Origin of the sequence: Acinetobacter sp. UC24323 (assembly GCF_024151445.1) — a bacterium.
In the GTDB taxonomy this organism is placed as follows: Bacteria; Pseudomonadota; Gammaproteobacteria; order Pseudomonadales; family Moraxellaceae; genus Acinetobacter; species Acinetobacter baumannii.
Genome location: NZ_JAHIBY010000001.1, coordinates 268,542 through 280,777, shown reverse-complemented (window position 1 = coordinate 280,777; position 12,236 = coordinate 268,542). Strand labels below are relative to the sequence as shown.

The window sequence follows — 12,236 nt, the reverse complement described above, 5'->3', positions numbered from 1 at the left end:
TTCTCTATGAGTTTTGTCTTGAGCGAATATCAACTGCGGCTGTAAATAAAACATCAGTAGATGAGTTAAGCGCCGTTTCTGTTGAATCTTGTAATACACTAATAATCATACCCACTGCAACAACTTGCATTGCAATTTCTGATGAAATACCAAATAAGCTACATGCAACTGGAATTAGAAGTAGGGAACCACCTGCAACACCAGATGCACCACATGCTGAAACAGTCGCAACTACAGATAAAATAATCATTGTTGCCAAATCAACATGAATTCCTAACGTATGCACAGTTGCTAAAGTAAGTACAGTAATCGTAACTGCTGCACCAGCCATGTTAACAGTAGCACCTAAAGGAATTGAAACGCTCGCAGTTGAAGGATTTACGCCTAAACGTTCAGCTAAATCAAGGTTTACAGGAATATTAGCTGCTGAGCTGCGTGTAAAGAACGCTGTGATACCACTTTCTTTTAAGCATTTAAATACTAATGGGTAGGGATTACCGCGAATTGTTAAACCTACCAGAATTGGGTTAATTACTAGAGCAACAAACAGCATTGTTCCTAATAGAACAGCAAGTAATTGGGCATAACTTTCAAGTGTTGCTAGTCCAGCGTCTGCAAAAGTTACTGCAACTAGACCGAAAATACCAACAGGTGCAAATGCAATAACTTTATGAATAATAGCGCTTACAGCATGTGAAACATCCTGCATTACTTGTTTGGTTGTATCCGAGCTATGGCGCATTGCTAAGCCGAGACCAATCGCCCACGCAAGAATACCAATAAAGTTCGCTTCACTGATTGCTTGAACAGGGTTTGCAATAAAACTTAAAAGCAGATTTTTTAATATATCAGCGAGACTACCAGGCGCTTGCAAATTATTATGTGAAACAGTGTTGAGATAAAGCGTACTAGGAAAAGATAAGCTAGCGATCACAGCACTAAAAGCAGCTAATAACATACCTACTACATAGAGTAGTAATACTGGGCGTAAATTTGCACTATGACCGACTTGGAAGTTGGCAATAGATGAGAGAACCAGTACAAAGACTAAAATAGGAGCAACCGATTTTAATGCTTTAATAAATAGTTCACCAAACAAGCTTAAGTACGGCGTAACGGTTGGAAATAATAGTGCGACGCCTATCCCTAAAATAATGGCGATAATAATTTTAGTGACTAAGCTTAATCGAGAAAAGAATTCAAGCATATAAAGGCCTTATTAACCTATTCATGGCTAAAGGTTGAACAAGCTGAGTATTTTATACGTAAGTGATGTGAATCTTAAGCTTTTTTATATCAAGTCATCAGTTTTATAAGGTTTGGTAATATTAAGTATTTGTTTTTAAATAAAGAAAATTGATTGGTTAAAGTTTGGCATCTGATGTTTTGCTTATATTACAGCCAGTAACCTTAAGTTCTTATTATTTGCCATAAAAATTAGTGAAGAGGGAGAAAAGATATAAAAAGAAATAGGAGAGGTTATTTTTGTTTTTTAATAGATTGGAATGCTAGAAAAACTACGCGAATTTTCAATCCTCTTTGCTTGGATAATTACCAGCTACCAAGTTGAAAAATCGCATATTTCAGGAATACATTAATATTATTATAATTTTATAAGTTTAGAGCAGTTATTCTATGCAGTATAACTGGTAAAGCATATTTAAAATTGAATGCATCTTATCATCCTTGATCGAATAGAAGATTTGCTTGCCATCACGTCGTGTTGAAACGACATCACTTTTACGTAGCATCATCAATTGTTGTGAAAGGGTGGGTTGGGTGATTTGTGTTTTCTCTTCAATTTGAGAGACATTTAACTCCTCATGGGCTAAGTGACATAAAATTAATAAACGGTCAGTGTTAGCTAAAGATTTTAATGTTCCTACGACTGAATCCGCCGCATTTTTCATTTCTTCAATTTGGAGTCCATCTTTCATACTTTATACCTATATCAATATGGCCGGCATAGTATAGATTGATCTTAAGAAAATGAATGTAGCAAAACTAATCAATCCAATTGTTTTTGTTGAAAAGGTTTATAAGTGTAATTGATAAATATATAACATTATTAAGGTAAAACAAGAATTTGTATTTGTTTTGTGTCAAAAGTGTTGCTTTGTGTGAGAAGCGTAATTGTTAAGTATAAATGAAACAAAGTCAAAGAAAATAAATTCTATTTTTCTCTCTATCAATAGTTAAATCTGATTTATATATAAAAGGGCAAGAAAAAAAGATTGTGTTTTTATTTTCTAAAGTTATAATCGACTATGTACAGACAGGTCTGTATATTCTAGTTTGGGATGATAATTTAAAAAAATGTCAAACTCTAAGCTAGAATGACTTTCAGACGCAGCGTGATGAATAAGAAGAAGATTCAACAAGATAAGAAGAATAATATCACGCTTTATTTTTTAATGTGCAATTTTTTCAAATTCAATGAGTTTCTCTACACGCTTCCAATAGTCATCAATTTTTACTGAACCATGCTCAACTTGAGCTTGAATGGTCATACCCTCTAAAATATTGACTAAAAGCAATGCCAAAGGTCGAGACTCTTCAATTTTATATTGAATAAGAAGATCTTGCATTAATTGTGTTAACCAGATTTTGTATAAAGTTGCTGGTTGATGTGTTGACGGGTATTGTTTTAATACTTCTTCTAAGGCTTTTTGGAACATGCAACCATTAAAGTCTTCACTATTAAACCAATCTGAATACCATAAAAAGATGGCTTTAATACGAGCTAGTGGGTTGGTTTCGTCTTCTTTAGAGATTGCTGCAGTAAGAGAATTTTGTAAAAGTGAGTTTCTTAATAATAAACACTCTTCAATAAGTTTCTCTTTTGAAGGAAAGTATTTATAAAATGTCATTTTCGCTACACCAGATTCACTGATGATACGATCTACCCCTATAGAATTATAACTATATGAATTAAAAAGTCTTAAAGCAGTGGTAATAATGTCATCTTTTTTTGACATATTTTAGTAGCCTCACACAAATATTTTGCTATTAGCCTAAAGGTCGAGTGTACAAATAAAAAGCACGAACGCGAAATTTTACATTGTATTGACTGTTATTGATAGAAAAAAATAGGTTTTTTAAAAATAATAAAAGGACAAAACTCAATGCTAAGCATTAATTTTTTTATAATTGAATAGCTATGTTTAGTAGTTAATTTTTTGATTTGGTAAGGTGGTTTTTACTATAAGTGGGCCTTTATAACTTTGATTTAAAGATTGGTATATTTAAACATGTATTTATAAAAGAAAAAAGGAGAAATTTTATAATTTCTCCTTTTATATATTTAGTTAGTATTACTCTGCAGGAGGTAACAACATAAGAATTGAATTATTCAATAATTGAACAATGTTTTCTAAAATATCTGTATTGTTAAGCTCACTATTGAAAGGAATGCTTTTCCCATCGGCAATCGATTTGAGTTGGGTGGCAAAAGATTCCACAATCGGTAATTCTTCTCCATTACCCCAAAACTTTAAAACGCCATTTTGTTCTGTATAAAGTAGACGCGAAGCAGGTTCGAGTAGCAGCTCATAGCCATCTGACAAAATAGCATTTAGGTCTTCAACCTCTATTTCATCTGGTTCTGGAATATTGTCTGGATATTTAGGCTCGCTCATGTACGACATGAGGGCAGCATCAAGTACTGTTGAATTTTTCAATTGAGCTAGCACTAAATCTCTTAAATAAGCCAACTCTTCCGTGTTTATTTCCCCAATTTGAGGAGGATTCTTACGGGTAATATCGACAACAGGATTTTGAAGTAATTCATCAGTAGCAAATTGATCGCTAATTCTATCGATCATGCCTGAAATATTAGGCATACGGAAACCAAAGGAGAAAGTTAAACAATCATCTTCGGCAACGCCATAATGTGATAATCCAGGTGGAACATATAATAAGTCGCCAGGAGCTAATACTTCATCAAAATGAACATCTATTTCTGGTAGCAACTTTAAAGGTTGATTAGGTACAAATTCAGTGCTTGCATCACACATTTGGCCGAGTTGCCAGCGACGATGACCATATCCTTGAACAAGAAAAACATCATAAAAGTCAAAATGTTTTCCTACTGAACCACCTTTTGGGGCATAAGAGACCATAATGTCATCACGGCGCCATTGCGGAATAAAAGGAAATTTCTTCCACAATTCAGCTATATCAAATGAATAATGGTCTACTGCTTGAACCAAAAGTGTCCATAACTTTGGTAGTTTTTGAAAATCACCTTTAGTTAAGGGAGATGATTTTACATGCCATTCATTTGGATTTTTATCTTTTTGACGGATAAGACGAGCAGTTACATGGTCTTCTAAAGCGAGTTCTTTTACATCATTCGGCTCTAACATACCCACAATTTCAGGCATAGCATTACGTACAAGTAATGGTTTTTTCTGCCAATACTCTGTTAAAAACTGTTCAGCAGTAATACCGCCTAAAACGGTTAAAGCTTCTGTCATGGAAATAACCTATAAATAAGCTAATAAATATTAAGGAATTTGAAGATTGAGTTGTCTTAAAATCTGACAAAGCTGAATCATGGGTAAACCCATCAGCGTGGTTTGGTCTTGGCCTATCATTTTTTCAAATAAACTAATGCCGAGACTTTCACACTTAAAACTTCCTGCGCATTGTAAGGGCAGATCTAAGTCGACGTATCTTTCGATTTCAGGCGCGCTTAAATTGCGAAACTTAACTTGATAATGCTCAACAAGCGTATGTTCAAAACTTCTTTCAAGGCACTGTACACTTAAAGCAGTACTAAAAAAGACTGTTCGGCCAGAGTTTGCTGCTAATTGAGCTTTGGCATTTTCAATTGTTAAGGGTTTGCCAATAAAATTATGAGGAGCATGCTCTCGCCATGCAACTTGATCTGAACCAATTACAATTGCTTCAGGATTTTTTTGTGCAATTACCTGTGCTTTAGTAAATGCCAGTCTTTTTGCTAAATCATCGGCATGCGTTTCACCACAAGGACTCTCGTCAATATCTGGGCTAATACAGATATATTCGATTCCTAAACGATTCATTAAATCTTTACGTGTCTGACTGCTTGATGCCAAAATAATTTTGGGTTGTTTCATTACACTGCAAATTCCATTAATACATCTAATGGAACATAGCTCAATACAGCCTGATGACAAGCATGAAGTTTAACAGGGGGTGCTTGACCAGCTTGATAAGCTTCTACCCAACGAGTTACACAAATGCACCAGAAGTCTCCCGGTTGTAGGCCAGGGAAGCCTGCTTCAGGTAGAGGAGTGATCAGATCGTTTCCGACTTTTTGTGAAAAATTTAAAAACTCAGAAGTCATTTGGGCGCACACCGTATGTTGACCAAGATCTGTTACGGCTGTATGGCAAAAACCATTCCGGAAGTAGCCAGTAATAGGGTCAAAACAACAGCTTGCTAAGGGTTCACCTAAAACATTTAAACGATTGATTTGTGGATCTGGATGAATAGACATAATGGATGAAATATTAGATGACTACCTCTATCATAATCAAAAGTTTGGCTTTCTACAGCTTTTATGCAAAAAAACTAACCTTTTTTGATGTAATCATTTAAAATTGGCGCGTTTTTAAAATCATAAAGAGAGCTTTACATGAATTTTCAGCGCATGACTGACCTTAATTTAGCAGGTAAACGTGTCCTTATTCGTGAAGATTTAAACGTTCCTGTTAAGAATGGTGTGATTACCAGCGATGCTCGTTTACGTGCCGCACTTCCAACAATAAAAGCTGCTTTAGAAAAAGGCGCTGCTGTAATGGTATTTTCACATTTAGGTCGTCCTGTGGAAGGTGAGCCAAAGCCTGAACAATCACTTGCACCAGTGGCTGCATATTTAACTGAAGCATTAGGTCAAGAAGTTAAATTATTTACTGATTATTTAAATGGGGTTGAAGTTGAAGCAGGACAAGTTGTTTTGCTTGAAAATGTTCGTTTTAATCCGGGTGAAAAGAAAAATAATCCTGAACTTGCACAAAAATATGCAGCTCTATGTGATGTGTTTGTAATGGATGCTTTTGGTACTGCTCACCGTGCAGAAGCTTCTACAGAAGGTGTAGCACGTTTTGCACCTGTTGCAGCGGCAGGCCCATTATTGGCTGCTGAATTAGATGCACTTGGCCGTGCAATGCAAACACCTGAAAAACCAATGGTGGCAATTGTCGCTGGTTCTAAAGTTTCAACAAAACTTGATGTGTTAAATTCATTATCTGGTATTTGTGACCAACTGATTGTAGGCGGTGGTATTGCAAATACTTTCTTGGCGGCTGCTGGTTACAATGTTGGTAAATCTTTATATGAAGCTGACTTGGTTGAAACTGCAAAACAAATTGCTGCTAAAGTAAGTGTTCCACTTCCTACAGATGTAGTTGTAGCTGATGCTTCACAAATTAACTTCGAAGATTTCTTAGGTTCTTTGGCAGCAGCGCAAGCAGTAATTAAGAAAGTTGAAGATGTCACAGCAAATGATATGATTTTGGATGTTGGTCCTGAAACAGCTAAAGCATTTGCAAATATTTTAACAACTTCAAAAACGATTCTTTGGAATGGTCCTGTTGGTGTATTTGAAGTTGATCAATTTGGTGAAGGTACTAAAGCACTTTCTCTTGCAGTTGCACAATCTGATGCATTCTCAATTGCTGGTGGTGGTGATACCTTAGCTGCGATTGATAAATATAATGTAGCTGATCAAATTGGTTATATTTCAACAGGTGGTGGTGCATTCCTTGAATTTGTTGAAGGAAAAACATTGCCAGCAGTTGCCGTTTTACTTGAACGTGCTTAAAAACTGTTATATTGAAATAAGAAGGGATTGAGTTATCAATCCCTTTTTCATTGATAAGTCATTAAATTGTCATATTCCTGAAATAATATAATGAGTACTAAATCACCAATTGTGGAAAATAGTGATGAATTTAAAACTTACCTTTGTTGCTTTGTTAATTGTCCCAATGATGTTGACTGCTTGTGCGAAAAAAGAAGAGGCGGCTCAAGCAGGCCAAGATGCGGCATCTACAGCTGTTGCTGACAAAGTAACTCCGGAACAACAAGCTGCAATCGATGCGCTTGATAAGCCAGTTTTAGATGAAAAGAATACAGATGTGGTTGAAGGTAGTGCATCTAGCGAGACGGCTGCTTCAGAAACGCATTAATTTGTTGTTTTTTGTTAAAAATTCCCTGCAAATGCAGGGATTTTTTTTGAAATACTGTGATTTGTTGCTGAATTGAAATAAATGACAAGGTAGAATAAGCCGCACTACCTGGGAGGATATTATGGCACTCATTTCAATGCGCCAGCTCTTGGATCACGCTGCGGAACATAACTACGGCGTACCAGCATTTAACGTAAATAACTTAGAACAAATGCGTGCAATTATGCTTGCCGCAGATGCTACCAATTCACCTGTAATTGTTCAGGCATCTGCTGGAGCTCGCAAATATGCAGGCGCTCCATTCTTACGCCATCTTATTTTGGCTGCAATTGAAGAATGGCCACACATTCCAGTGGTAATGCACCAAGACCATGGTACAAGCCCTGATGTATGCCAACGTTCTATTCAACTTGGTTTTAGCTCAGTGATGATGGACGGTTCATTAGGCGCTGATGGTAAAACTCCTACAACTTACGATTACAACGTAGATGTAACTCGTCAAGTGGTAGCAATGGCTCATGCTTGTGGTGTATCTGTTGAAGGTGAGATCGGTTGCTTAGGTAGCCTTGAAACAGGTATGGCTGGAGAAGAAGACGGTGTGGGTGCAGAAGGTGTACTAGACCATTCTCAGCTTTTAACCTCTGTTGAAGAAGCAAAACAATTCGTTGCTGATACAAATGTTGATGCTTTAGCAATTGCTGTAGGTACTTCACACGGTGCTTATAAATTTACACGTCCACCTACAGGGGATATTTTAGCAATTGACCGTATTAAAGAAATTCATGCGGCATTGCCAAATACTCACCTTGTAATGCACGGTTCAAGCTCTGTACCACAAGAATGGTTAAAAGTAATTAACGAGTTTGGTGGTAATATTGGTGAGACTTATGGTGTACCAGTTGAACAGCTTGTAGAAGCGATTAAACATGGTGTACGTAAAATCAATATCGATACTGACTTGCGTTTAGCTTCAACAGGTGCAATTCGTCGTTTCATGGCGGAAAACCCAGCTGAATTTGACCCACGTAAGTATTTCGCTAAAACTGTCGATTCAATGAAACAAATTTGTATCGATCGTTATGAAGCTTTCGGTACAGCTGGTAATGCTGACAAGATTCGCCCAATTTCTTTAGAGAAAATGGTTGATCGTTATAAATAATTCCCGTTAGGGTCTGATTTATAGAAACCGGTTATTCATATAACCGGTTTTTTAATGGCTGGGTTTTGTTTATAAAAAAACCTGTGATCAACACAGGTTTTAACGACAAAAGATTAACTTATTTTTGTAAGTTCTTTTTGTCGAGGCTTGGATCTTTAATTTCTACATAAGCATTTGCACGTACTTCACGCAACCAGCTATCAATTTCAGTGTTAAATTGACGCTCACCTAAAATTTGACGTGCCATACGCTCTTGATATTCATGTGTCATATCTTTTTCGCGTTTGTCTGTCACTTGTAAGATATGCCAGCCGAATTGAGTTTGGAAAGGTTCACTAATTTCACCTACAGGAATTTCCTGCATTTTTTTATCAAACTCAGGAACCATCATACCTGGCGTAACCCAACCTAGACTGCCGCCATCACGTGCTGAACCTGTATCGTTTGAATAAGTTGCAGCAAGAGTAGCGAAATCTTCACCCGCTTTTAATCGCTTGTAAATGCTATCAATAATTTGTTTCGCATTTTCAGGGCTTACCACTTCGGAAGGTTGAATAAGAATATGGCGTGTTTGATATTGTGGTACTAATGCTTTCTGTTCATTTTGCTTACGTTCTAAAAGTTTTAGAACATGTACACCATCGCGTACAGAAATTAAGTCAGTTGTTTGACCGTCTTGCAGTGGAGTAATACGAGCAGCAAGTTCAGCCGGTATATCAGAAAGAGGACGGAATCCCATATCTGCACCTTCAACTTTTACAGTTGCAGTTGAAAGTTTTTTAAGAGCGTTTAAATCATTGTTTTGAGCAAGTTGTGAACGAACTTCTTTTGCTACATTTTGAACTTCTTGAGGGTTATCTCCGGAAATTCGCATATGAATCACATGAGCTTGATTACCTAAAGCAGCTTGCCCTTGTGGTGACTTCAAGAAGTTATCTACATCTTGATCACTGATTTTAATGCGAGACATAACTTGCTGTTGACGCAGGCGATTAATTGCTAAATCTTCAGCAATACGGCTACGTAAGTTTTCATAAGTTCCAGGTGCAATCGCATCTAATTTTTGTTGAAAGGCTTCTAGGCTTTTGCTACCTGATTGACTTGCAACTTTAAGTACAGCCTCATTTAGACTTTTCTCATCAGGTTTGATGCCATATTTTTTAACTTGTTCAAGTTGTGCTTGACGTAAGATGAGTTGGTCTAATACTTGAAATTGTAAGTATTGTTGAGGTGGAACTTCTTTTTTTTGTGCTTGCAATTCATGAGCTGCTTCAGCCATTCCTTGTTCAAGGTCACTTTTTAAAATTACGCTATTGTCCACAATTGCCACAACTTCATCAGTAGGTTGGGCAAAACTATGCATTGATGAAGATATTAATACAGCAAGGGTCGTCGCTTTAAAAAACTGTTTAAGATGTTTTGTCTTCATTAACGTTGTGTCCAAGATTGATTAATTTTGTTAAAACCTAAAACGCGATTTTCAAGTAAAGACGCGAGTTTATTGTTTAAACCACCTAAACCTTTGAGTGTAATTTCGGCCATGATCGCGCGCTTTTCACTAACATCTGGAGATTTTGGATCGTCTAGATCGTTATAGTATGAGCGGCCATAGACAGAAATGCCCCAGCAACACGATTCATAATTAACACCTAGTAATAATTCACGGGCAACATCATTGTCCATGTCATATTGTACGTGCCCCATAATACGCCAATTGTCTTTAATTGGTTGTATAAACGATGCAACAACTTGGTCGTATGTATCTTGGTGACCAGGAATATCTTTACGGTAGAAATAGCCTAAATTATAGAGATTTCCTTTATCGCCTGTATAGTAAAGTTGAAAATCACGCTGTGCATTATCGCCATTTGACATCCATGCCGAATTGGCGGCAATGGTGAAGTTTTGATTAAGTTGGCTTGATAAGCTAACAACAGGACCTGTATTGCGTTCAGTATCAATTTCATCTTGTTGTTTCAAGGTGACGCGGCGATCTTCAAAATAATAGCTTTGGCCCACACTTGCGCGTAAACGCTCTAAGCCTACTGTGTCAAAAAGACTATAGCTTACACCTAACGATAAAAAGTTATTGTCTTCAAGGCGGTCATGTCCATAGAAGCGGTAAGGGTTAAATAACTGATCGTAACTAATTGACGCAGTGGTTGAGTCAAAGTTTGGGTAGCCATCTTGATTTTTGTATGGCGCATAGGCATAGAAGGCGCGTGGTGTAAGTGTTTGTAAATATTTACCCTCACGTTCAAAATTCAATCCAGTGTCCAATGTAAATTGTGGCACAACGACTGATTTGTTTTCAGAACCGCCATCTAAACCTTGAGAGGCGATACTGTCTTTGTCATAGAAGGTTTGAATAGAACGTACAGAAACCTCAGGAATTACAAAGGCTGCTGGTGTTCGATAGTTATAACGTGTTGCAAACTGGTTATAAATACGCGTACCGCTACTTTCTTGTGCAGAATCATCGTTAATTGATTTCTTAAAATAAGCAGTATCGTTATTAAATTCGTATTGTAGTCCTAGTGGATTACCAGTGACATAATTTAATAAAAATTGAGGTAAGCGGGCATATGGTTTATTGACGTCTTTTACTTCTGGGTCAAGGGTCTGGAAGTCTTCGACCTTAAGCTGAGCTTTTAACCCTGGTATACCATGCTGATAGTTAAGTTCCCAAGCTCTACGCAAGTTAAGATCTGTTTTAGAGTTAGGGCTACTATCTAAATCAGAGAAATAGTCTTTATCTGATGCGTAGTTATATTCAAGGTTGGTAGACCATTGGTCGTTGATATCCCAATTATGTAAAAAATGGAAATCTTTACGGTCTTTATCATCATATTCTTTATCAGATGGCAAAATGCCGCCCCAAATCTGTCCGGCACCAAACCCATCCGTCAAATATCGGAATTCACCTTGTAACATTGCCCCACGATCTGCTAAGTAACGTGGCGTAATTGTTGCATCGTAATTAGGCGCAAGGTTTAAATAAACAGGAACCGAAAGTTCAATACCACCATCGTTTGAGAAACCAAATTGTGGGTTGAGGATACCTGTAGTACGGCGGTCATCAATCGGGAAGTTAAAGTAGGGAACTGCTAGAACTGGAACATCTTTTACATATAGTTTTGTTCCGCGCGTAACACCGCGCCCAGTTTCTTGGTTCAACTCAATTTTGTTGGCTTGAATTTTCCAACCTGGTTTCTGGCCTGGCGGACAGGTTGTGTAAGTCGCATCATTGAGAACCATTACATTCGGAGAGGTTCTCTCGATCTTCCCAGCATGACCATGGGCATGTTGTTGTTCAGAAATATAAAAACTATTATCTAAATTTCCGGTTTGAGTCTTTAGATTGTAATCAATTTCATCACTTTGAGAGAGTAAGCCGCCTTGAGCTAACTGTACTCGGCCTTGTGCATGTGCAAATGTTTGAGTTTTATCGATGGTGACTTTATCGGCACGAACTGTACGGCCTTCCTGATCTATCACCACGTTTCCTTCCAACACAGAGTCGCCGGCAGGGTTGTAGTGCCCATAATCAGCCGTTACAACTGAAGTAGCCTTATCTGCATCTAACGCTTTAGTTTCAGGATTAATTGGTGTAATCCAAGTTCCTTGGCAGAATGCTGAACTCAAATATTTATTATTGCGCAATTGCGCCTCAGGAGCAGATTTATCAACATAATATTGTTGAAAGAATTCCTGCCCTGGATAGGCTTCCTTAATACTCGCCTTAAGTTGATTATTGTCTATGTTGGAGACAACACCAGCTGACTCAGCATAACTTGATTGTATGGAGCCACTACATAAGAGCGTAAAAATAGCGGTCGCTAAAGGATTAAATTTAAACTGATGCTTCATTGTCTCATTAACCAAGTATGCTAATTCAC

The 12,236-nt window shown here is 37.3% G+C and carries 11 protein-coding genes; 3 read left to right on the top strand and 8 right to left on the bottom strand.

Annotated features, from left to right (window positions below; translation table 11 throughout):
* Nucleotides 1-4 precede the first annotated feature (4 nt).
* From sstT to KNQ97_RS01310, 6 genes are all read right to left on the bottom strand, one after another.
* Nucleotides 5-1,207: a serine/threonine transporter SstT gene (gene sstT / locus KNQ97_RS01335; protein WP_000889008.1), complete on the bottom strand. Its 1,203-nt coding sequence runs from the start codon at nucleotides 1,205-1,207 to the stop codon at nucleotides 5-7.
* Between the two features lie 421 nt (nucleotides 1,208-1,628).
* Nucleotides 1,629-1,937 carry a metalloregulator ArsR/SmtB family transcription factor gene (locus tag KNQ97_RS01330; protein WP_000651464.1) on the bottom strand — a complete coding sequence of 103 codons (309 nt, stop codon included), beginning with the start codon at nucleotides 1,935-1,937 and terminating at the stop codon, nucleotides 1,629-1,631.
* Nucleotides 1,938-2,411: 474 nt separating this feature from the next.
* Nucleotides 2,412-2,978 carry a TetR/AcrR family transcriptional regulator gene (locus KNQ97_RS01325; RefSeq protein WP_004747396.1) on the bottom strand — a complete coding sequence of 189 codons (567 nt, stop codon included), beginning with the start codon at nucleotides 2,976-2,978 and terminating at the stop codon, nucleotides 2,412-2,414.
* Between the two features lie 336 nt (nucleotides 2,979-3,314).
* A complete protein-coding gene (locus tag KNQ97_RS01320) occupies nucleotides 3,315-4,478 on the bottom strand; it encodes a cupin domain-containing protein (protein WP_000133514.1) in 1,164 nt (387 codons plus the stop codon).
* A gap of 30 nt (nucleotides 4,479-4,508) precedes the next feature.
* Nucleotides 4,509-5,102: a nucleoside triphosphate pyrophosphatase gene (locus KNQ97_RS01315; RefSeq protein WP_000812876.1), complete on the bottom strand. Its 594-nt coding sequence runs from the start codon at nucleotides 5,100-5,102 to the stop codon at nucleotides 4,509-4,511.
* Complete coding sequence (locus KNQ97_RS01310; protein ID WP_000022187.1) at nucleotides 5,102-5,485, bottom strand: DUF2237 family protein; 384 nt, start codon at nucleotides 5,483-5,485, stop codon at nucleotides 5,102-5,104. Before KNQ97_RS01310 ends, KNQ97_RS01315 begins: the two co-directional genes overlap by 1 nt.
* Before the next feature lie 138 nt (nucleotides 5,486-5,623).
* Here KNQ97_RS01310 and KNQ97_RS01305 point away from each other — a divergent pair, with 138 nt between their 5' ends.
* The 3 genes from KNQ97_RS01305 (at nucleotide 5,624) to fba (ending at nucleotide 8,337) form a co-directional block, all read left to right on the top strand.
* Entirely contained in the window at nucleotides 5,624-6,811 is a 1,188-nt protein-coding gene (locus KNQ97_RS01305) for a phosphoglycerate kinase (RefSeq protein ID WP_001011094.1), read from the top strand.
* 124 nt (nucleotides 6,812-6,935) lie between these two features.
* Entirely contained in the window at nucleotides 6,936-7,178 is a 243-nt protein-coding gene (locus KNQ97_RS01300) for a hypothetical protein (protein ID WP_253611689.1), read from the top strand.
* 121 nt (nucleotides 7,179-7,299) lie between these two features.
* Complete coding sequence (gene fba / locus KNQ97_RS01295) at nucleotides 7,300-8,337, top strand: class II fructose-bisphosphate aldolase (RefSeq protein WP_001174011.1); 1,038 nt, start codon at nucleotides 7,300-7,302, stop codon at nucleotides 8,335-8,337.
* Nucleotides 8,338-8,455: 118 nt separating this feature from the next.
* Here the strand turns inward: fba and KNQ97_RS01290 are convergent, their stop codons facing one another.
* Entirely contained in the window at nucleotides 8,456-9,766 is a 1,311-nt protein-coding gene (locus KNQ97_RS01290) for a peptidylprolyl isomerase (protein ID WP_000850087.1), read from the bottom strand.
* Entirely contained in the window at nucleotides 9,766-12,207 is a 2,442-nt protein-coding gene (locus KNQ97_RS01285) for an LPS-assembly protein LptD (protein ID WP_253611688.1), read from the bottom strand. Before KNQ97_RS01285 ends, KNQ97_RS01290 begins: the two co-directional genes overlap by 1 nt.
* Nucleotides 12,208-12,236 lie beyond the last annotated feature (29 nt).